Here is a 21,671-nt window from a genome sequence, read left to right as displayed (position 1 = left end):
GATATTCAAAGTCTGCACCCAAACCTGGCTACCGACTTACAGTATTCATAAACAAACCTTCACCGCCCTGTTTTGATAGATGTCCAGGCACTGGTTAACCTGCGATCAAATTTTGCGGTATGTGCTTTTTGTGAGAAAAGATTCGCTTTCAGTTCTTCATCAGGATAGATCCCCTGATTGGTGCGTATTGCCTCATCCAGAAAGGGTCCAACCTGGGTGTTCGGCACGGCATACATGACGAAGTTAGATATATCCGCAGCATTTTCAGGTTTCAGAAGGTAGTTAATGAATTGGTGGGCTGCGTCGCTGTTAGTGCTATCAGCAGGTATCGCTACAAGGTCAAACCATGCAATGGTACCCTCTTTTGGAATGGCATATTTCAGGGTTGACTTCATACCAGCCTCATCTGCTCGTTTCTGCGCACGGAGAAGGTCACCGTTATAGCCAATCGTCACGCATACATCACCATTAACCAGATCCTGAACAAGGTTACCCGAGTTAAAATACTTTATATTCCCGCGCACTTTTTTGAACAGATCGGTCGCTTTACTCAGGTCTGCTCTGTCTTCACTATTGGGGTCAAGTCCAAGGTAATTTAGAGTTATCGCCATTATTTCTGAAGGTGAATCCAGTAAAGCGATACCACAATCCTTTAGTTTCGAAGATATCTCCTGATCAAAAATCAGATCGAGGGTGTTAAATGGCCGGTCTCCTAAACGCTGCCTGAGCATATCTTCGTTATACCCCAGTCCTATCGTTCCCCAGGCATAAGGGACACCCACCCGGTTACCCGGATCATTGATCGCTGCCTTTTTAAGTAGTGCCGGATCCAGATTGCTGTAGTTTGAAAGTTTTGATCGGTCTAATTCCTGATAAATACCTGCTTTTGCCTGGCGCTCAAGAAATGAGCCGGATGGTACAACCAGATCATACCCTGAGTTACCTGCCATCAGTTTCGCTTCAAGTGCTTCATTGGAATCATAAACGTCATAGTTAACTTTAATGCCGGTTTCAGCTTCGAAGTTCTTAATAACCTCAGGCTTTATATAATCCCACCAGTTATAAACGTTGAGAGTTTGTGACTCTGCCGCCGCAAACCCTGAAAAACATAACGCCATGCCTGCGACTAAACTGATCTTTGTTATTTTCATGATGAATCACCATTACCATCGATTACTTTGATCTTTAGCCTAGAAGTATTTGAAAGTGCCCGGTATCCCCACTACGTGGTACAATTTTCCTGTCTATAATTCATCACTGACAGATATAGTAAAGGTGTTATCAATGCCCCTGAATATCAGTTGCCCGGGTTGCTCGACCCTCAACAAAGTACCTGCAGAGCGTCTTCAGGACGGCCCGAAATGTGGTAAATGCAAGCAACCCTTGTTTCTTGCCAGGCCTGTAGAGCTGACCACAGCAAACTACCAGAACATGGTGACTCGCAATGATATTCCGGTTCTGGTTGATTGCTGGGCCAGTTGGTGCGGCCCCTGCAAGCAGTTTACTCCGGTATTTGAACAGGCTGCCGGACTGTTTGAACCGAAACTAAGACTGGCTAAGCTCGACACTGAAGCAGAGCAGGCAATCGCCGCACAACTGCAGATCCGTTCCATACCCACCCTGATTCTGTTTAAGCAGGGCAGAGAGAGTGCCCGGATCAGTGGCGCACTGCCTCTGGGACAACTAAAGCAATGGCTGAACCAAAACGGGGTTGATCTCTGACCCCCTGATTTCCTCATCTAAACCTGCCGTTTCCTCTCCAGCCTCAACCAGGCCAATTTATCCCCAGCACTGCTGCGCGTTGTATACAACACACATGCAGTAGTTATAAACATCTATGAAAAATCCACATATAAAATAATATCTATATTTTTCAAGTATTTACGATGAGATACCGAAATAAAAGGAAATTTTATTAACAATTTATTGTGGATAAGCTTTGAATTAACCGCGAATAAACTGTGCAGTGTCGGTGCTTATCTTATGCCACTTGAAAATTTAGCAACTGAGTCATCATTCGCTCATCGCTATAACACTGTTGATCCAGGCAGGCTAAACAGCTGATCCCCCCTGTATAGAAGCACCAAAATGTCCAGCATCAGGTTGATTCGCTTCAGATCGGTTATCCAGACGATAGATCTGCCGTATCCACACCATTCTTTACAACGGAGATGTTCAGGATGAACCTGCCAGGCAACAGAATTTATCCACTAATTCCTGTGCATAAACTGTATAACTGTATGGGAACAACCGCTTAGCAAAGCTGTGTATAATAGCGCCTGTGCATAAAAGACCTGGTTACACACAGGTCTGTGACACCCTGCTAAGAGGTTAAACGCAGCTATACAACAGGTTTATGTATTACCTAATATATTGATAAATAAGAAGTAAAAATGGTTATCAACTGAAAATCACTGCCTCATTAATAGAAGTAAAAATAAAAAACATATCTTAAGAACATATTTAACTTATATATAAAAGATTAAAAAAAAGTAACCGATTAAAAGGTGTACAAAGTTTAACCATTTCTATATTGACCCCTTAGGTTTATACTTAGCGCCTTTTTCTGAGCCACTGTCTTCAGACATAACAACCCGGGCTCTCTTCAATTAGATAATGAGGTTAAGTGAGTGGACTATCCTGACCACTTTGATGTGATTGTAATTGGTGGTGGCCATGCCGGTACTGAAGCTGCGTTAGCTGCAGCCCGGACAGGCGTTAAAACCCTGCTGTTAACCCATAACATTGAAACCCTGGGCCAGATGTCCTGTAATCCGGCAATTGGTGGTATCGGTAAAAGCCATCTGGTTAAAGAGATTGATGCGTTAGGCGGAGCGATGGCGATTGCCACCGATAAGGGGGGGATTCAGTTCCGTACCCTCAACTCCCGTAAAGGCCCGGCAGTACGTGCCACCCGTGCGCAGGCAGACCGAATTCTCTATAAAGCGGCGATTCGTGAAATTCTGGAAAATCAGCCAAATCTGCAACTTTTCCAGCAGGCAGCGGATGATCTGATTGTGGAAGGCGAATCAGTCAAAGGGGTCGTGACACAGGCGGGTCTGCGCTTCTTTGCCAATAATATTGTGCTTACTGTCGGCACTTTCCTCGGTGGTAAGATCCACATTGGTCTGGATAATTACTCTGGCGGACGTGCGGGTGATCCGCCCTCGATCGCTCTGGCGGATCGTTTGCGGGAACTGCCGCTACGGGTCGACCGCTTAAAAACCGGCACGCCACCGCGCATCGATGCCCGCAGTGTCGATTTCAGTCTGATGCAGGAACAGCCCGGGGATACCCCGACACCGGTGATGTCGTTTATGGGGTCTCTGGCGGATCATCCCCGTCAGATCAGCTGTTTCATTACCCATACCAATGAACGCACCCATGATATTCTGCGTTCAGGTCTGGATCGTTCGCCGATGTATACCGGTGTTATCGATGGTGTTGGCCCGCGCTACTGTCCTTCGGTGGAGGATAAGATCGTCCGCTTTGCAGATAAAACCAGCCATCAGGTATTTGTTGAGCCGGAGGGACTGACCACCCATGAGTTGTATCCGAATGGCATCTCCACCAGTCTGCCCTTTGATATTCAGCTGGCTGCGGTTCGCTCTATCCGGGGTTTTGAAAACGCTTTTATTACCCGTCCTGGCTATGCCATTGAGTATGACTATTTCAATCCGCAGGATCTGAAGCACACCCTGGAAACCAAGGTGATTAACGGTCTTTATTTTGCCGGTCAGATCAACGGTACCACTGGCTATGAAGAGGCCGGAGCTCAGGGGTTGCTGGCGGGTGTTAACGCCGCCTTGCGGGCTCAGGAGAAGGAGCAGTGGTATCCTCGTCGGGATGAAGCCTATCTGGGAGTTCTGGTGGATGATCTGATCACCATGGGCACCTCAGAGCCTTATCGTATGTTTACCAGCCGGGCCGAATATCGCCTGATTCTGCGGGAAGATAATGCCGATCTGCGTCTGACAGAGAAGGGGCGTGAACTGGGCCTGGTGAGTGATGAACGCTGGCAGCGTTTCTGCGATAAGCGCGAAGCGATTGAACTTGAGAATCAGCGTCTTAAAGAGACCTGGATTCAGCCGGGTAGTGCTGCAGCGGAGCTGCTCAATGCGCAGCTGCAGCAACCGATTAGCCGGGAGTACAATCTGCAGGATCTGGTGAAACGACCCGAGCTGAATTATGCCGCGGTAGCCGGTCTCAAAGGTGAACCGGTGAGTGATCCCCAGGTGGCGGAACAGGTTGAGATTCAGATTAAGTATGCCGGTTATATCGATCGTCAGAAAGAGGATATCGATAAGGTTCGCCGGCAGGAGGATACGTTGCTGCCGGTTGATTTTGATTACGCCTCGGTAGGTGGCCTGTCGAATGAACTGACCGCCAAGCTGGAGCAGATCCGGCCTGAAAGTATCGCCCAGGCGGCACGGATTCAGGGAATGACACCGGCGGCGATCTCGCTGCTGCTGATCCACCTGAAAAAGAAACAGATGACCAATAAAAAGGCTCAGGCTTGATGCTGCAGTATCGAAATTTACTGGAACAACAGTGCCATCAGATCGGCTTACAGCTGAGCGATGCGCAGTATGAGCAGCTGTTGCAATATCATGCACTGCTGATCAAATGGAATAAGGCATTCAACCTGACAGCGGTTCGTTCTCCCGAAGAGATGATCAGCCGGCATCTGATCGATAGTCTCAGCGTGCTGCCCTATATCGATGTTGAGCGTTTGATCGATGTTGGCAGTGGTCCGGGATTGCCGGGGATTCCCCTGGCGATCTGCCGCCCGGATCTGCCGATCACTCTGCTGGATAGCAATATTAAAAAAAGCCGTTTCCAGTTTCAGGCTAAAGCGGAGCTGGGGCTGGAAAATATTGAAGTAATCCATGAGCGGGTGGAAAAATACCATCCGGATAGCCTTTTTGATGGGGTTATATCAAGGGCATTTGCCTCATTACAGGATATGATTCACTGGACTTCACATCTGTGCTCTGACACGGGTGTTTTTCTTGCAATGAAAGGGATGTATCCTGAAGAGGAGATTGAGTTATTACCCGAGTCGATTAATCTGCGTCAGAGTATCCGGCTAACCGTACCGGGCACCGATGGCGAGCGGCATCTGCTGATGTTAGGGAGAACTTCAACGTGACCAAAATATTAACCATCACTAACCAGAAAGGTGGCGTGGGTAAAACCACGACCTGCGTGAATCTGGCAGCTTCACTGGCAGTCACCAGGAAGCGGGTGCTGATGATTGATATGGATCCTCAGGGCAACGCTACCATGGGCAGCGGCGTGGATAAGCACAACCTGAAAAACTCCGTGTATGAAGTGCTTATTGGTGAAGCAACCCTGGAAGAGGCGATTATCAGAAATGCCCCCGCGGGCTATGATATCGTCGGTGCTAACGGCGATCTGACCGCGGCTGAAGTTGAGCTTTTACAGCTACCGCGGCGCGAATTCCGGATGAAAATGGCGCTGGAGAAGGTTCAGGATCAGTATGACTTTGTACTGATCGACAATCCGCCCTCGTTGAATCTGCTGACTGTTAACGCGCTGGCCGCTTCCAGCGGTGTCATTATTCCGATGCAGTGTGAGTATTATGCGCTGGAGGGGATCAGTGCGCTGGTAGGGACGATCAATAAAATCAACAAGCGGCTCAATCCTGAACTAAAGATTGAAGGGATTTTACGCACCATGTTCGATCCCCGTATGAGCCTGACCAAAGATGTCTCTGACCATCTGGTGGAATATTTTGGCGATCAGGTGTATCGCACCGTGATCCCGCGCAACGTGCGTCTGGCGGAAGCTCCCAGTCATGGGCTACCGGCACTGATGTATGATAAAAACTCCCGGGGGTCGGTGGCCTATCTGGCGTTAGCGGGGGAGCTGATTCGCAGATCGGCTCAGAATGATAAACAGGCAGACAAACAGGAACAGGAAGGCTGATCGATGGCGGTTAAAAAGCGTGGTTTAGGGCGGGGGCTGGATGCACTGTTATCAACCAGTACTAAATTTGCAGAGGACGCTGTAACCGAGGCGAAGCTGGAAGGTGGCGATGGCTATCGGCTGATGCCGATTGATCAGATTCAGCGGGGTAAATACCAGCCCCGTCGGGATCTTGAACCTCAGGCACTGGAAGAGCTGGCAAACTCCATCAGAGCCCAGGGGGTGATGCAGCCCATCGTGGTGCGTCCGGTGGGTGAAAATCTGTATGAGATTATTGCCGGTGAACGTCGCTGGCGGGCCAGTCAGATGGCCGGCCTGGACGAGATTCCTGCCGTTATCCGTGATGTCCCCGATGAAGCGGCGATTGCGATGGCGCTGATCGAAAATATTCAGCGGGAAAATCTCAACCCGATGGAGGAAGCGATCGCGCTGGATCGTCTGAAAATTGAATTTGAACTGACTCAGCAGGAGGTCGCTGATGCGGTGGGTAAATCCCGCTCTTCGGTTACTAATCTGCTGCGTCTGATGCATCTCACCGATGAGGTGAAAAAGATGCTTGAGTATGGCGATCTTGAGATGGGTCACGCCCGGGCATTACTGGGTATGGATGGCCCGGATCAGATTATTGCTGCCAAAGAGGTGGTGGGTAAAAATATGTCTGTGCGGCAGACCGAAGATCTGGTGCGCAAGCTGCAGCAGAAAAAGAATGAGCCTGCAAAAGCGCCTAAGAAACCGGACCCGCTGCTTAAAGATCTGTCTGATTCGCTTTCCAGCAGGCTGAACAGCAAAGTATCCATCAGCGAAAATGCTGCCGGTAAGGGGAAAATCACTATCGCCTATGAAAACCGGGAAAAATTTGAAGCGATCCTTAAAGCCCTACAATAATTAGGTTTTTTTGCAGCGAGAGATCGCTGCAGATACCGCTACTAGGGTATTTACTTAGTTCTTCCACTCTGCAGGTCTAATACAAAAGTGCAAATCGGCCTGAATCGTGTTGAAGCTGATGCATTAAGCCCCTATAATGCGCTGGCTGTGAAAGGACGTGTTTACGGTTTTTTTACGCAGATGAAGGGAAACTGAGGCTGTATTTATATGAGAAAAGGGCACCGGAAACCTGGCGTTCATACTCGTATCGCCTTGCAGCAGTTTAGGAAAGTCTTCCTGATTCAAGTAGTTAGTTTAGTAATAATTGCGGGAGTTTTACTTCTGCATAGCCTGAGTGCGGCCTGGTCATCCCTCTGTGGTGGTCTGATATTTTTGCTGCCCGGCTATGTGTTTGTCTATCGTGCGCTGGTTGTGCAACAGACAAAAAGTACTCCTGGCGCTGTTATCCGGCAGCTGTATACGAGTGAAATATGGAAAATGGGCTTATCCATCGCACTCTTTATTGCGGTGTTTATCCTGATTCAACCTCTGAATCCATTTTCCCTATTTGGCACTTATATATGGCTTCAGCTGACGGGTTTTATTGCCCAGCTGAGGCTGAATAACAGTTTCTTAAAACTTTGAATGAGAGAGATAGTAATGGCTAGCGAAATGACTTCCTCAGCCTACATATCCCACCACCTGACGAACTGGACGTTTGGTGTGCATCCTGAACACGGACTGGGCTTTGCCCATACCGCTGAAGATGCTGCTGCGATGGGATTTTGGGCAATTCACGTTGATACCATGCTGTGGTCTGTAGGTCTGGGCCTGTTTTTTATCTGGATGTTCCGTAAAGTTGCTAAATCAGTAACTTCCGGTGTGCCAGGCAGCACTCAGAACTTTGTTGAAGTGATCATCGAGTTTATCGAGGATAACGTTAGCAGTATCTTCCACTACAAAAATGCGTTGATTGCCCCGCTGGCACTGACCATTTTTGTCTGGGTCTTCCTGATGAACACCATGGACCTGGTGCCAGTTGACTGGATTCCGTTCCTGACTCAGAAGATCGGTGAAGCGTTCGGCGCGGATCCACATCACGTCTATATGAAGGTCGTACCGACTACCGATATCAACGCAACCCTGGGGATGGCGATTGCGGTGTTTGGTCTGATTCTGTACTACAGCATCAAAATGAAAGGTATTGGTGGTTTCCTGGGTGAGCTGGCATTTCAGCCGCTGGGTAAATGGATGCTGCCGTTCAACTTGTTCCTGGAGATCGTAGGCCTGCTGGCGAAGCCAGTATCACTGGCGTTGCGACTGTTCGGTAACATGTATGCAGGTGAGATGATCTTTATCCTGATCGCTCTGCTGCCGTTCTGGGCGCAATGGCTGTTGTCAGTGCCATGGGCGATCTTCCACATTCTGGTAATTACGCTGCAGGCGTTCATCTTCATGGTTCTGACGATTGTCTATCTGGCCATGGCGCATGAAGACCACTAAGTAGTTGTAATAACTGAATAATTAAACGATTTCTTTTTAAACTTAAACTTTAGCAATTAAATATCGGAGAAAAACTGATGGAAATGGCATTGCTGTACATCGCTGGTGCACTGATGATGGGTCTGGGTGCTGTAGGCGCCGCTGTAGGTATCGGCATCCTGGGTGGTAAGTTCCTTGAAGGTGCTGCACGTCAGCCTGAGCTGATCCCACTGCTACGTACTCAATTCTTCATCGTAATGGGTCTGGTTGACGCCGTACCTATGATCGGTGTTGGTCTGGGTCTGTACGTACTGTTCGCTGTTGCATAAGTAGAGCTACATACGTCCCTTTATGGGTAACTACTTTTTAAGACAACCGCGAGAGGTAATGGCGTGAATATCAATCTAACCATCTTTGGTCAGATCATTGCATTTGCCTTCTTCGTTGTATTTTGTATGAAATATGTCTGGCCACCAATTACTGGTGCGCTGGCAGAACGTAAGAAGAAAATTGCAGAAGGTCTGGACGCTGCAGACCGTGCTCAACGCGACTTGGAACTGGCTCAGGAAAAAGCCATGGCCGATATGCGTAAGAGCAAGGAAGAAGCAGCCGCCATCATTGAACAGGCTAATAAGCGAGCTAACCAGATCGTTGATGAAGCAAAAGAGAAAGCACGTGAAGAGGCTACCCGCCTTGTAACGGCTGCTCAGGCTGAAATCGATCAGGAAGCAAACCGTGCCAAAGAAGTTCTGCGCGCTGAAGTTGCTGCTCTTGTAGTAGCCGGTGCTGAGAAAATTCTTGAAGCGTCTGTTGACGCTAACGCGCACGCTCAGCTTGTTGAAAAACTAGCTGCTGAGCTTTAAGCGAGGTTTACGATGGCTGAACTCAATACAGTCGCTCGACCTTATACCAAAGCCGCTTTCGAGCACGCTGTGGCTAAGGGAAACCTGGACCAGTGGTCTGATATGCTGACAACTGCAACTGCAGTGGCGCAGCATGAGACGATGAAACTGGTTCTGGGTAATCCCGGACTGACCAGCGAACAGAAAGCTGATGCAATGATTACCGTCTGTGAAGAACAGATGGCAGATCCGTCGGCAAAGAACTTTATCTCTTTGCTGGCCGAAAATCAGCGTCTGGCTTTGTTACCAGAGATCTCTGCGCAGTTTGAACAGTTGAAAGCCAATCAGCAGCATTCTGTTGAGGTAAGTGTGACAACTGCCTTTGATCTGGGCGAGCAGCAGCAACAAAAATTAACTCAGGCACTGAGCTCCAAGCTGGGCCGCGAAGTGAGTCTGACTACCGAGGTGGACAAGTCCATTATTGGTGGTGTGATCGTTCGAACCGACGATATGGTTATCGACGGCTCTATTCGTGCTCGACTGGCTAAGCTAGCCGAAGCAATGAACTCCTGAGTGTGAGGATTAAACATGCAGCAACTGAATCCATCTGAGATCAGCGAGATTCTTAAGAGCCGCATCGAGAAACTTGATGTCTCTTCTGAAGCCCGTAATGAAGGTACTATCGTCAGCGTTTCTGACGGTATCATCCTGATTCACGGCCTGGCTGACGTAATGTACGGGGAGATGATCGAATTCCCCGGCGGTATCTACGGTATGGCGCTCAACCTTGAGCGTGACTCTGTAGGTGCTGTAGTACTGGGTGACTATCAGGGTCTGGTAGAAGGTATGACCGCGCGTTGTACCGGCCGCATCCTGGAAGTACCTGTTGGTCCGGAACTGCAGGGTCGTGTCGTAGACGCCCTGGGTAACCCGATCGACGGTAAAGGCCCGATTGAAACTAAACTGACTGACCCTGTTGAAAAGGTTGCACCCGGTGTAATCGAGCGTCAATCAGTTGATCAGCCAGTACAGACTGGTCTGAAATCTATTGATGCGATGGTGCCAATCGGCCGTGGTCAGCGTGAGCTGATTATCGGTGACCGTCAGATCGGTAAGACTGCGATCGCGATTGACGCTATCATCAACCAGAAAGGTACCGGTGTTAAGTGTATCTACGTAGCAATCGGACAGAAGCAGTCCACTATTGCTAACGTTGTACGTAAGCTGGAAGAGCATGGCGCGATGGAGCACACCATCGTTGTCGCAGCCGGTGCAGCCGATCCTGCAGCGATGCAGTTCCTGGCACCTTATGCTGGTTGTTCTATGGGTGAATACTACCGTGACCGCGGTGAAGACGCTCTGATCGTATACGATGACCTGACTAAACAGGCCTGGGCTTACCGTCAGATCTCCCTGCTGCTGCGCCGCCCACCGGGCCGTGAAGCATACCCGGGTGACGTATTCTATCTTCACTCACGTCTGCTGGAACGTGCTGCGCGCGTTAACCCAACCTATGTTGAGAAGTTTACTAACGGCGAAGTTAAGGGCCAGACTGGTTCCCTGACTGCACTGCCAGTAATCGAAACACAGGGTGGTGACGTATCTGCATTCGTACCAACCAACGTTATCTCCATCACCGATGGTCAGATCTTCCTGGAAGCGGACCTGTTTAACTCAGGTATCCGTCCGGCGATCAACGCTGGTCTGTCTGTATCCCGTGTAGGTGGTGCAGCGCAGACTAAGGTCATCAAGAAGCTGGGTGGTGGTGTACGTCTGGCTCTGGCTCAGTACCGTGAACTGGCGGCATTCGCTCAGTTCGCATCTGATCTGGACGATGCAACCCGTGCTCAGCTTGAGCATGGTCAGCGCGTAACCGAGCTGATGAAGCAGAAGCAGTACTCACCAATGTCTGTCGCAGACATGGGTCTGAGTCTGTACGCTGCTAACGAAGGCTTCCTGAACGATATCGACCTGAACAAGATCCTTGATTTTGAAGCAGCCCTGATCTCTTACTTCAACAGCGAGTACGCTGATGTAATGGCTAAGATCAATGACAGTGGCGACTACAATGACGAGATCGCGTCTCAGTTCAAGGCTGGTATCGAAAAGTTCAAATCTACCCAAACTTGGTAACAGCTCATTTGAGTGGAGGTCTGCATAAGTGATTATGCAGACCTGAACTAAGTAAAGGTTTAATAGGTGGAACTATGGCAGCCGGAAAAGAGATAAAGACGCAGATAGCCAGTATTCAGGGCACACGTAAGATTACCAGCGCTATGGAAATGGTGGCTGCATCTAAAATGCGTAAAGCTCAGGATCGCATGCAGGAAAGCCGTCCTTACGCCCGGATTATCCGTGGCGTGATTCAGCACCTGGCGAAATCCAACCCTGAATATAAGCATCTGTATCTGCAACAGCGCGAAGTAAAGCGTGTCGGTTTCATTGTTGTCGCAACCGACCGTGGTCTCTGCGGTGGCTTGAACATTAATGCGTTCAAGGCAGCACTTGCCAAGATGAAAGAGTTTAAAGACGCAAATATCGAGATCGATATCTGTGCTCTGGGCTCCAAGTCTGTAAGCTTCTTTAAAACATTTGGCGGTAATGTAACCGCAGCAAAATCTGGTCTGGGCGATAAGCCTGAAGCAGCTGAGCTGATCGGTACCGTTAAGGTGATGCTGGATGCTTACGATGAAGGCAAGCTGGATATGCTGTATGTGGTATCTAACGATTTCGTAAATACCATGACGCAGAAGCCACAGGTAGAGCAGATTCTTCCGCTGAAAGCAGAAGACGATGATGACCGTCTTAACCATCACTGGGATTATATCTACGAACCCGATGCACGCGAGCTGTTGAACGGCTTACTGGTTCGTTACATTGAGTCCCTGGTCTATCAGGCCGTGGTTGAGAACAATGCCTGTGAACAGGCAGCACGAATGCTGGCGATGAAGAACGCAACAGACAACGCCGGCGATCTTATCGATGAGCTCCAAATGGTTTACAACAAAGCTCGTCAGGCTGCGATTACTCAGGAAATCTCTGAGATCGTAAGTGGTGCTGCTGCTGTATAAGGCAGTTAACAGGTTTAAATGTTAAGAGGATCCGAACATGAGTAGCGGACGTATTGTTCAGATTATCGGCGCAGTTGTCGACGTGGAGTTTCCACGTGACAGTGTACCGAAGATCTATGATGCACTGACTGTTGAGGCCAAAGGCCTGACACTTGAAGTTCAGCAGCAGCTGGGTGATGGTGTGGTACGTGCAATCGCTATGGGTCAGACCGAAGGCGTAAGCCGTGGTCTGACAGTAGTTAATACTGGTGCGCCAGTGTCTGTGCCTGTGGGTACAGCAACACTGGGTCGCATCATGGATGTATTGGGTAACCCAATCGATGAGTGTGGACCTATCGGCGAAGAAGAGCGTATGCCTATTCACCGTTCTGCACCTTCCTATGCTGAGCAGGCAGCTTCTAACGAGCTGCTGGAAACCGGCATCAAGGTAATCGATCTGGTTTGCCCATTTGCGAAGGGTGGTAAAGTTGGTCTGTTCGGTGGTGCCGGTGTAGGTAAAACCGTAAACATGATGGAACTGATCCGTAACATCGCGATCGAGCACTCAGGCTTCTCCGTATTCGCGGGTGTAGGTGAGCGTACTCGTGAGGGTAACGACTTCTACTACGAGATGAAAGAATCCAACGTACTGGATAAAGTATCTCTGGTATACGGTCAGATGAACGAGCCTCCTGGTAACCGTCTGCGTGTAGCGCTGACCGGTCTGACCATGGCTGAAAAGTTCCGTGACGAAGGTCGTGACGTACTGTTGTTCGTTGACAACATCTACCGTTACACCCTGGCGGGAACCGAGGTATCTGCACTGCTGGGTCGTATGCCTTCAGCGGTAGGTTACCAGCCAACTCTGGCGGAAGAGATGGGTGTTCTGCAAGAGCGTATCACCTCTACCAAGACCGGTTCTATCACGTCTATCCAGGCGGTATACGTACCTGCGGATGACTTGACCGATCCATCACCAGCAACCACCTTCTCGCACCTGGATGCGACAGTCGTACTGTCTCGTCAGATCGCCGAGCTGGGTATCTACCCTGCGGTAGATCCGCTGGACTCCACCTCTCGTCAGCTGGATCCACTGGTTATTGGTCAGGATCACTACGACACTGCCCGTCAGGTGCAGGGTGTACTGCAGCGCTACAAAGAGCTGAAAGACATCATCGCGATTCTGGGTATGGACGAGCTGTCTGAAGAAGATAAGCTGGTAGTAACCCGTGCTCGTAAGATTCAGCGATTCCTGTCTCAGCCGTTCTTCGTAGCTGAAGTATTTACCGGTTCTCCAGGTAAGTACGTTTCTCTGAAAGACACTATCGCAGGCTTTAAGGGTATCCTGGCCGGTGATTATGATGATCTGCCAGAGCAAGCGTTCTACATGGTTGGCGGTATCGACGAAGTGGTTGAAAAAGCTAAGAGCATGTAAGTGCGCTTAGTTAACCTTTTAAAAAGGATAACAACATGGCTATGACTGTTCATTGTGACATCGTAAGTGCTGAAGAAGAGATCTTCTCTGGTCTTATCGAGTTCGTTTCAGTGACAGGTAGCCTGGGTGATCTGGGTATTTACCCGGGTCACGCTCCGCTTCTGTCGGAACTGAAACCAGGTCCTGTAGAGCTAAAGAAACAGGGTGGTGAGCAGGAGATTTTCTACGTTTCCGGTGGCTTCATTGAAGTTCAGCCACACAAGGTCTCTGTCCTAGCGGACGTTGCACTGCGTGCGGGTGATATCAACGAAGCGGCCGCTGAGGAAGCGAAGAAGCATGCTGAACATGTGATGGCTGATAAGAGCAGCGAACTGGATTTTTCCCGTGCGACTGCTCAACTGGCCGAAGCTGCAGCACAACTGCGTACTATTCAGCAGATTCGTAAGAAGATGGGTAAATAATTCTTTCTTACTGAACTGCTACTCGAATAAAAAAACAGCCTCCGGGCTGTTTTTTTTGGTTTTGAGGGAGGACAATTAACCTCTGTCATTATCCGATCTGAAGCACATTTCGCTGCCTGCTGCAGATGAATTTAAAAAGGATTGATTGTATGTTTTTTAAACACAAAGGACTGGCTGTAAAATCTGCTGTTGTTCTCTGCACCGCCGTTTTAGTAACCGGCTGTGCCACAGAGAGTCATCGGGAAATTGAGCCACAGAAAGTCGAAACCTATCGCGCAACTTATCAGGGGCCGCGCACCACACTGGTGGTGGGTAATTTTGATAACCGTTCTAACTACCTGCAGGGGATGTTCTCAGCCGATAACAACCGGCTGGGTAATCAGGCACAAACTATCCTCAAAACGCATCTGCAACAAACCAACCGTTTTAATGTTGTTGATCGCCAGAGTATGGCTGATCTCAAACAAGAGGCTGGCCTGAGTGGTGTGAAGCAGAAAATTCAGGGGGCACGTTATGTTGTTACCGGGGATGTCACAGAGTTTGGCCGCAAAGTCACCGGCGACAAGCAGCTGTTTGGTATCCTCGGCAAAGGTAAAACCCAGACGGCTTACGCTAAAGTCTCACTGAATATTGTCGATGTTGTCACCTCACAGATCGTCTACTCAACTCAGGGTGCCGGTGAATATGAGCTGTCAAACCGTGAAGTCATCGGTTTTGGTGGCGCGGCGGGCTATGACGCAACGCTGAATGGTAAAGTGCTGAATTTTGCCATTATGGAAGCGGTGAATAATCTGGTTACCGATATGCAGAACGGTACCTGGAAGATCGAACAATAAGGAGTGTTTGAGTGAAAATTTTTGCCCTGTTGTTCGTTAGTATCACTGTTCTGCTGGGGGGCTGTGCCACCCAGGACAACAGCCTCTATTATTGGGGATCATACGAAGCGATGATTTACGAGATGTATGTTGAACCCGGTAATGCCCCGGCGGCATTGCAGATCACTAAACTGGAGGAGGATATTCAAAAGTCAGATGCGCTGGGTAAAAAAGTGCCTCCGGGGTTATATGCCCATCTGGGGATGATGTACGCCGCCGAAGGTAAAGCAGGACTGGCTCAGCAAGCGTTATTGAAAGAGAAAGCAATCTATCCCGAGGCAACCGCCCTGGTTGATACACTGCTGAAGAATCAGAAACAGGGAGTTAATCAGTGATGCTACGTTCTATTGTATCTGCATCGTTTATACTGCTGGTGCTGCTCAGCAGCGGTTGTGCAACCCAGGAGCGTTATGATTATGCTGCCCTTGAAGCCAGCAAGCCCCGTTCTATTCTGGTGATTCCACCGATGAATAACTCCATTGAGATCAATGCGTCGAATATCTATCTGTCGACGTTATCGAGACCACTGGCAGAAAAAGGCTACTATGTGTTTCCGGTTGCAGTGATCAATCAGTTTCTGCAGGAAAATGGATTGCAATCACCGGCTGATATGCACGATGTACCGCTGGAAAAATTTGCCGAGCACCTTAATCCGGATGCCATCCTTTATGTGGTGATTGAAGACTGGGGACAGAAGTATGAGATCCTCTCTTCAACCACCGTTGTTAAAGCGAATATGAAGCTTGTGGATGCCAAAACCGGCAAGACCCTGTGGGACACTCAGGTTTCCTACGCTCAGGGCTCCGGGGATAACGGTGGTGGCCTGGTCGGTATGCTGGTGCAGGCTGTGGTGGATCAGGTGGTTGGCACGATTGTCGATCCGACCCCCGGGGTTGCCCGGACAGCCAATAATATCGCAATTAACAACCAGGGACGGGGGCTGCTTAATGGCCCGTACCGGGCTAAGTAGTTGTAAAGCGACTCTATCGCTACTGGAAGTAACACCTGAATGGTGAAGGTCTGCTTCCAGCAGCGATTGAGAAGAAAATTCTCCGTATCGCAGCATGTTTCCTAGAGTCATTCAGCACTGGGTTGGCTCATTGGCTGAAGTTTATAAGGGGAGTAATTATATGACTGTTATTAATATTGCGTTTTTCCAGTAGCTTTTAACGCTGACCATGCAGCCATAGCCATTAAGTTTAACTTTCTTGCTCTTTAAGGTGCGATTGAACTCTCTTAATGAACGTTTGAGCCAGCCTTTTGCTATGTAAGATGATCCAGAGATTAAACCAACAACTAACTCTTTCATGTTACTGTTACAGCGTGCATTTTCGTTTATCATCGCCTCTACAACTACCACTGTCCTTTCATTGAATGAAGAAAGGCTTTTTCTTATTACTGCATCTTGCCCAATAGTTGATTCGATAATTTCATATAAATCTCGTTTATCTGTTTCGGTAAGCATTATCTTAGTCCTTTAAGAGTGGTGTATATCTTTTTATCATCAATATTTGTAAAGTTGATTACTAGAATTTGTTCAACATTATGTTTATTTATGGCAAAAGCTACGGACTCTTGATCTCCTTTTGCTAGATAAACCACTTTGTTGTTAAATTCATCTATAGTGACCTGGAAATTTCCGAGTCTATGTTTGTATGCATTAAGGGATTTTATGAACTGACTATTTGTCTCATTAGAAGAGGAGTCAGGCTTACGTAAGCCTAATATGAATTCTGGATATAGCCTGAGATCGAATAAGGGGTCAAGGCCTTCATCTACTCTATCAATGGCTTTAAATGATAAATACGAACCATTCTGGAATTTTATGAGAATATCATCAGCACTTGCTATTTTTGTAAAATTAAAGAATTCGACAGGAAGATCTAGACGGAAGTTAGGGCTAAATACCAATTCAATATTTGGATTTATAGAATCAACAGGTTTGTTTTCTGCATAAGAAGTCGAGGATATAGCAAAAAGGAGAAAGCAAAAAAATAATTTTTTCATTACACATCCCTGTAATCATATAGACCATATTTTAAAGATAAATATAGCAGATTTTAATAAAACGTATCAACTTTCTATGTGCTGCCGTTTACAGGATAAACTGTTTGGACACATATGCACAGTAATAGCACTTAACTACACAGCAATAAAAAAACCACCCGCGCAGGTGGTTTTTTTATTGCAGCAGCAGTGGCACTAATCTGCCATTTTATCAGCTCTTTTGTCTGCAAGGCCTGAGGTTAAACCGTTCAGAGAATCGCCTTTCAGACCGATCTCTTCCAGCAGCCCGTCAACCAGGGGGGCCTGAGCTTTGTACCGCAGGGCACTGCTAACCATCTGATCTGCCAGGCTGGAAGCGTGAGCTTCACCGCCTTCAGAGACGCTTGAACCCGAACCGCTCAGACCATCAACCTGAAAGATTTTAATGCCATCAATCTGCTCCATCGGTTTAACGCTTTCACGAATAATGTCCGGAAGCCGTTCGATGATCGCCAGTTTGATCTGACGGGTGATCTGCTCAGCAGCAAGCAGGTTCTCGGCTTCGTTGAGGGCGCGCTTGCCTTCGGCATCGACCCGGTTGCGGATCTCAGCAGCTTCAGCGGAGAGTTTTTCAGATTTGTTCTGTGCTTCAGCGCTGATCAGCTGCTTATCAGCATCGGCATGGGCCTGAATACGTACCGCTTCAGCATGATCCTCTGCAGCCTCTTTCTCTGCCTGAGCACCGACTTTGATACTGATGGCGTTGCGTTCTGCTTCTTTTGCCGCTTCCACCAGTTCGATCTGTTTATCACGCTCAGCGATCTCGGTTTCCCGCACAGTGATGACCTGTTCATCAGCTTTTACCGCTTCAGAACGGGCTCGACTGGCTTTGGCTTCGGCAACCGATTGCTCAGTGGATTTTTGGGCAATGGCTATCGATTTATCCTGTTCAGACAGTTCTAACGTGCGGCGTTTTTCAATTTCAGCACTTTCTATCGCTTTGCTCTTTTCAATCTCTTTCTCCCGCAACAGACGGGCCATGCCGATACGACCCTCTTCAACCGCCTGTTCGGAACTGATGCGGGATTGTTCTGTTTGCTGTTCGGCGACAATCCGGGCCTGTTCTGCAGCACGTTTGTTCTCGGCCTGCTCGCGCATAATCTCCGCTTCAATAGTCGCTTTACGGATTTCGACCTCGCGGGATTGTTGCAGTCGGGCATATTCCTGATCACGGGTGATCTCTAAACGCTGCTTTTCTGCCTCAAGGTTTTTACTGGCGATACTGACCTCTGTTTCCTGCTCGATCTCATTACGGCGCTTGCGACGCTCTTCAATCGCCTCTGTCAGCTTGGTCAGACCCTCGGCATCGAAGGCGTTATCCGGATTGAAATACTGTTTACCGGTCTGGTCGAGACCGGTGAGAGACACGGATTCAAGTTCGAGACCGTTTTTCAGCAGGTCTTCAGAAACCACCTGCTGTACTTTCTGCACGAAGTCGACCCGCTGTTCATGCAGTTCGTACATCGCCATCTCGGCAGCCACAGCGCGCAGGGCATCAACAAATTTACCCTCAACCAGCTCTTTCAGGGCTTCCGGTTCCATGGTGCGCATACCCAGCGTCTGGGCGGCGTTGGCGATAGACTCTACGGTGGGCTGAACGCGGACATAAAACTCTGCCAGAACATCGACCCGCATTCGGTCGCGGGTGATCAGTGCCTGCTCATTGGCCCGCTTCACTTCCAGCCGGAGTGTATTCATATTGACCGGAATGATCTCGTGCAGCACGGGTAAGACGATCGCGCCACCATTGACAATCACTTTCTGTCCACCAAAACCGGTGCGGACGAAGGAGGTCTCTTTTGAGGCACGACGATAGAGCCGCGCCATTATTAAGCCGATGGCGATAAGGCCAATAATAATGATGGCAGCTACAGTGCCAAGTTCAGTGAGGTCGAAGTACATAATCTGAATAATTCCTTTTATTGATTGACAAGGTGTGGGTTGGTATTGGGGATCACGATAAAACAACTCTGTTGCTGCTTAATGATCAGTACCTGGGACCCCTGGGGCTGATCTGGCTGGTGTTTGTCAGGCTCCACCATCAGATAATGGGTTTGCCCATGTTGGTCTTTGACTTTTGCCTGAGCCGGGCTGCCCACCCGGGCTGTCCCGGTGGTGACCACGGCGACTCTGCCGATAAAGCTTTCACTGGATACCGCTTCGGATTCATCTTTTGGCAGTACTCTGGCGACCCCTTTGACTGAAAGCCTTGTCAGGGGAAGTGTCAGTAAAGTTGCTGGAATGATCGCCAGCCAGTTGTACAGCAGATGCCCGGTAACAGCGCGATACACACTTTGCACAAACAGTCCGGCAAGACCGAAATAGGTGAGCAGGATAATCAGCAAAACCAGAAAGGGTACCTGGCCAATATAAAACCAACCGAGTATCCGGCTGATAAGGCCGCTATCGGGAATATCCGCTGCATCTACATCAACGCTGAGGTCCGGTAGCAGTGTTTCCAGCAGGGAGGAAAATGCCAGCCCGACAACCAGGCCGACGCCTTCAAGCAGCGCCAGAATCACCATCACTGTCAGCGAGAGAGTGAAGGGGAAGTTGCCACTCAGGGTGAGAAACTCAAACATTACCGCTGTCTTCACTGTTTGATTTAAGCAACGCCAGGCGCTCTTTAATGCGGTTGGTGCGGTTAAGTTCGTCCAGCTCCGCTAGTTTTGCTGCGTTTTCAGCGCTGTTTTTGTTTACATTGGAATAGGCGGTCTGTTTTTCAATAATCCGCTCAAATGCAGATTCGGCTTTAGCCACTTTCGCTGCAACATCGGAGCCGTTGTTTTCGGCGCTTTGATGGTCCGGGATAGCCGAGGCATTTTTCAACGCCAGCAGCTTTTGCAGTTCCTCTTTCATCTCGCGCTTTTTCGCCGCCAGTGCCTGGATATAGCCATCAAGCTCTTTCTCTTTTTCACCCGCCTCAGAGATCGACTTTTCCAGCACCGGAATCTGCGCTTCGATATCCAGCTGATGGGCTATCCCCGCTTCGGCAAGGTCCTCTCTGCCTTCGGCCAGAGCAACCTGTATTTTGCTGCTCAACTCTTCATGCAGACCGCTGGTTTCCATCAAGCGGGTGCTGGCCTGGTGTTTTCTGGCGGCTATCTGCCCCAGCTCAACCCTGACCTGATCGATCGCGCTGTCCACCTCTCTCAGCGCTTCTTCCAGAATCATTTCAGGTGCAGAATCTTCTATTGAGTTAACCAGTGCATTGAGACTTCCACTGATTATGCGGCCAACCCGGCTGGTAATTGACTCATTCATCGTTCACTCCTTGGACGTTCATTAATTCATCTAGTTTGTGTCGCACGTTGTCTAACATGTCTGGATTGTGGCTGCTGCTCAGGGGTGGTTTCAGCTGGCGTAGCAGTTGCCCGGTGGTATTCGCCAGTAGTTCGAGACACTCGCGTTCATACAGCTGAATGGCGTCGTCTGACTGTTTAATGTTGCCCGCATGAAATAGCAGCGAGGACAGGGATCTTTCCAGCCAGTAGTGCTGGGTAGCCAATAGGGTCGATTGTTGCTGACAGCGGGATTCTGCCTGTTCAATAACCGCTAGGGCCGGAGCAAGATAGCCCGAGGCTCTTTGTTTAGAGTCCGCCAGTGAGTGTGGTGCGTGTTCTTCTTTACGTACTTTGTTAATGATAAAGCGAAGTTTGTCACTGGGCGTAACCGCATCAGGTGCCGTAAAGTCAGCCAGAAATGCGGCTTCGGCAGGGGAGAGTCGAACACTGATAGGGATAGATTTCATTGCAAAGCTCCATTTGCATCAATTAGGTTCCATCCAAAACTGAGCTATATATATCAGTATACAATCGTAAACAGCAAGCAAAACGGAATTATTTTTTTCTTACAACAGTCCCCACAGAGTATCAAAGATAATCTTCTGGGCGGCGGCCACCTCTTTCGATTCAATCACCACTGCCGTTGGGTAGTTGGCCGATGCCAGGGAGATAATCGCGCATTTGGGGGGATAAACGGCGATATAGGCGGCATCAACCCGACCTTCAGTTTTAATCCACTTACGGGCGCTGAGTTCCGCATCTTCACCACCGTCACCGATGGCGATCACTTTTACTTCAATTCCCTTCAGAATTCGCTGCGCAGTAAAGTTAGGAAACGGGCGATAAAGGTGGGGTCGTATCGGCTTTGAAGAGAATACTGAATAGCTCTTAGGTTGTTGCGTCTCGACGGTGTTGAGTATATCCCTGAGCACCTGTTCGATGCCGCTGTCACCTTCGTAATAGCTGACATTGGCGGTATTAAAATCGGGCATCAGGTGGTGCAGTTCCGGCACGACACGGTTTTTCAGCTGATCGATAGCCGAATTGAGAGAGTGACGTCGCTCTTCTGCCATCTGTAGCAATACCTCAGGCTCGCGGGCGGAAAACAGGCGACGTTTGCCTTTTGGCAGATAGGTGACCAGCCCTTTCTGCTGCATCTCTTTCAGACAGTCGTAGGTTGTGCCGCGATTGATCCCCGCTTTTTCGGCAACGGTGCGGATCGCACTGGGCCCCAGAGAGAGCAGCGCGCGGTAGAGGGTAATTTCCCGGGGTGTCAGTCCCAGCAGCTCAAACAGTTCATTATTCATAATTGTCAATTTTTCTCTGACATTTAATATTGCATCTGAAACCAGTTAGATTAAAGTTCTGTTAAATTACTGT

The 21,671-nt window shown here is 49.0% G+C and carries 25 protein-coding genes; 17 read left to right on the top strand and 8 right to left on the bottom strand.

Annotated features, from left to right (window positions below; all coding sequences use genetic code 11):
• Positions 1–59: 59 nt before the first annotated feature.
• Positions 60–1,151: a polyamine ABC transporter substrate-binding protein gene (locus JW499_RS04500; protein ID WP_205209477.1), complete on the bottom strand. Its 1,092-nt coding sequence runs from the start codon at positions 1,149–1,151 to the stop codon at positions 60–62.
• Between the two features lie 133 nt (positions 1,152–1,284).
• Between JW499_RS04500 and trxC the strand changes: the two genes are divergently transcribed.
• The 17 genes from trxC (at position 1,285) to JW499_RS04415 (ending at position 15,931) form a co-directional block, all read left to right on the top strand.
• A complete protein-coding gene (gene trxC / locus JW499_RS04495; RefSeq protein ID WP_205209476.1) occupies positions 1,285–1,722 on the top strand; it encodes a thioredoxin TrxC in 438 nt (145 codons plus the stop codon).
• A 908-nt stretch (positions 1,723–2,630) separates the two neighbouring features.
• Complete coding sequence (mnmG, locus tag JW499_RS04490) at positions 2,631–4,520, top strand: tRNA uridine-5-carboxymethylaminomethyl(34) synthesis enzyme MnmG (protein ID WP_205209475.1); 1,890 nt, start codon at positions 2,631–2,633, stop codon at positions 4,518–4,520.
• Positions 4,520–5,152 (top strand): 16S rRNA (guanine(527)-N(7))-methyltransferase RsmG, encoded by a 633-nt coding sequence (gene rsmG / locus JW499_RS04485; protein ID WP_205209474.1) that lies wholly within the window; start codon positions 4,520–4,522, stop codon positions 5,150–5,152. Before mnmG ends, rsmG begins: the two co-directional genes overlap by 1 nt.
• Complete coding sequence (locus tag JW499_RS04480) at positions 5,149–5,952, top strand: ParA family protein (protein ID WP_205209473.1); 804 nt, start codon at positions 5,149–5,151, stop codon at positions 5,950–5,952. The genes rsmG and JW499_RS04480 overlap by 4 nt, the downstream gene beginning before the upstream one ends.
• Positions 5,953–5,955: 3 nt before the next feature.
• Entirely contained in the window at positions 5,956–6,837 is an 882-nt protein-coding gene (locus JW499_RS04475; RefSeq protein ID WP_205209472.1) for a ParB/RepB/Spo0J family partition protein, read from the top strand.
• A gap of 207 nt (positions 6,838–7,044) precedes the next feature.
• Complete coding sequence (locus JW499_RS04470; protein ID WP_205209471.1) at positions 7,045–7,461, top strand: ATP synthase subunit I; 417 nt, start codon at positions 7,045–7,047, stop codon at positions 7,459–7,461.
• Positions 7,462–7,476: 15 nt separating this feature from the next.
• Complete coding sequence (atpB, locus tag JW499_RS04465; protein WP_091354173.1) at positions 7,477–8,319, top strand: F0F1 ATP synthase subunit A; 843 nt, start codon at positions 7,477–7,479, stop codon at positions 8,317–8,319.
• A gap of 83 nt (positions 8,320–8,402) precedes the next feature.
• Positions 8,403–8,627: a F0F1 ATP synthase subunit C gene (atpE, locus tag JW499_RS04460; protein ID WP_425424959.1), complete on the top strand. Its 225-nt coding sequence runs from the start codon at positions 8,403–8,405 to the stop codon at positions 8,625–8,627.
• Positions 8,628–8,690: 63 nt separating this feature from the next.
• Entirely contained in the window at positions 8,691–9,161 is a 471-nt protein-coding gene (locus JW499_RS04455; protein WP_091354167.1) for a F0F1 ATP synthase subunit B, read from the top strand.
• A gap of 12 nt (positions 9,162–9,173) precedes the next feature.
• Positions 9,174–9,713: a F0F1 ATP synthase subunit delta gene (locus tag JW499_RS04450; protein ID WP_091354164.1), complete on the top strand. Its 540-nt coding sequence runs from the start codon at positions 9,174–9,176 to the stop codon at positions 9,711–9,713.
• 15 nt (positions 9,714–9,728) lie between these two features.
• The gene (gene atpA, locus JW499_RS04445) at positions 9,729–11,273 is read left to right on the top strand and encodes a F0F1 ATP synthase subunit alpha (RefSeq protein WP_205209470.1); all 1,545 of its coding nucleotides are present in this window, start codon (positions 9,729–9,731) and stop codon (positions 11,271–11,273) included.
• 74 nt (positions 11,274–11,347) lie between these two features.
• A complete protein-coding gene (atpG, locus tag JW499_RS04440; RefSeq protein ID WP_205209469.1) occupies positions 11,348–12,211 on the top strand; it encodes a F0F1 ATP synthase subunit gamma in 864 nt (287 codons plus the stop codon).
• A 37-nt stretch (positions 12,212–12,248) separates the two neighbouring features.
• Positions 12,249–13,625 (top strand): F0F1 ATP synthase subunit beta, encoded by a 1,377-nt coding sequence (gene atpD / locus JW499_RS04435; RefSeq protein WP_091354157.1) that lies wholly within the window; start codon positions 12,249–12,251, stop codon positions 13,623–13,625.
• 35 nt (positions 13,626–13,660) lie between these two features.
• A complete protein-coding gene (locus tag JW499_RS04430) occupies positions 13,661–14,086 on the top strand; it encodes a F0F1 ATP synthase subunit epsilon (RefSeq protein ID WP_205209468.1) in 426 nt (141 codons plus the stop codon).
• A gap of 149 nt (positions 14,087–14,235) precedes the next feature.
• On the top strand, positions 14,236–14,922 hold the full coding sequence (locus JW499_RS04425) for a CsgG/HfaB family protein (protein WP_205209467.1): 687 nt from the start codon (positions 14,236–14,238) through the stop codon (positions 14,920–14,922).
• Positions 14,923–14,933: 11 nt separating this feature from the next.
• Positions 14,934–15,296 carry a DUF4810 domain-containing protein gene (locus tag JW499_RS04420; RefSeq protein ID WP_245756492.1) on the top strand — a complete coding sequence of 121 codons (363 nt, stop codon included), beginning with the start codon at positions 14,934–14,936 and terminating at the stop codon, positions 15,294–15,296.
• Entirely contained in the window at positions 15,296–15,931 is a 636-nt protein-coding gene (locus JW499_RS04415; protein ID WP_205209466.1) for a DUF799 domain-containing protein, read from the top strand. The genes JW499_RS04420 and JW499_RS04415 overlap by 1 nt, the downstream gene beginning before the upstream one ends.
• A gap of 156 nt (positions 15,932–16,087) precedes the next feature.
• Here the strand turns inward: JW499_RS04415 and JW499_RS04410 are convergent, their stop codons facing one another.
• From JW499_RS04410 to JW499_RS04380, 7 genes are all read right to left on the bottom strand, one after another.
• The gene (locus tag JW499_RS04410) at positions 16,088–16,426 is read right to left on the bottom strand and encodes a hypothetical protein (RefSeq protein WP_205209465.1); all 339 of its coding nucleotides are present in this window, start codon (positions 16,424–16,426) and stop codon (positions 16,088–16,090) included.
• Positions 16,426–16,968 (bottom strand): hypothetical protein, encoded by a 543-nt coding sequence (locus JW499_RS04405; RefSeq protein ID WP_205209464.1) that lies wholly within the window; start codon positions 16,966–16,968, stop codon positions 16,426–16,428. Before JW499_RS04405 ends, JW499_RS04410 begins: the two co-directional genes overlap by 1 nt.
• Positions 16,969–17,163: 195 nt before the next feature.
• Positions 17,164–18,909: a flotillin family protein gene (locus JW499_RS04400; RefSeq protein WP_205209463.1), complete on the bottom strand. Its 1,746-nt coding sequence runs from the start codon at positions 18,907–18,909 to the stop codon at positions 17,164–17,166.
• A gap of 17 nt (positions 18,910–18,926) precedes the next feature.
• A complete protein-coding gene (locus JW499_RS04395) occupies positions 18,927–19,589 on the bottom strand; it encodes a YqiJ family protein (protein WP_205209462.1) in 663 nt (220 codons plus the stop codon).
• Positions 19,582–20,271 (bottom strand): PspA/IM30 family protein, encoded by a 690-nt coding sequence (locus JW499_RS04390; protein ID WP_205209461.1) that lies wholly within the window; start codon positions 20,269–20,271, stop codon positions 19,582–19,584. Before JW499_RS04390 ends, JW499_RS04395 begins: the two co-directional genes overlap by 8 nt.
• Positions 20,264–20,758: a hypothetical protein gene (locus JW499_RS04385; RefSeq protein WP_205209460.1), complete on the bottom strand. Its 495-nt coding sequence runs from the start codon at positions 20,756–20,758 to the stop codon at positions 20,264–20,266. Before JW499_RS04385 ends, JW499_RS04390 begins: the two co-directional genes overlap by 8 nt.
• Positions 20,759–20,857: 99 nt before the next feature.
• A complete protein-coding gene (locus JW499_RS04380) occupies positions 20,858–21,598 on the bottom strand; it encodes a TrmB family transcriptional regulator (RefSeq protein ID WP_205209459.1) in 741 nt (246 codons plus the stop codon).
• Between the last annotated feature and the right edge of the window lie 73 nt (positions 21,599–21,671).

It is taken from the genome of Amphritea pacifica (assembly GCF_016924145.1).
In the GTDB taxonomy this organism is placed as follows: Bacteria; Pseudomonadota; Gammaproteobacteria; order Pseudomonadales; family Balneatricaceae; genus Amphritea; species Amphritea pacifica.
This window is presented reverse-complemented; position numbering and strand designations above follow the sequence as displayed.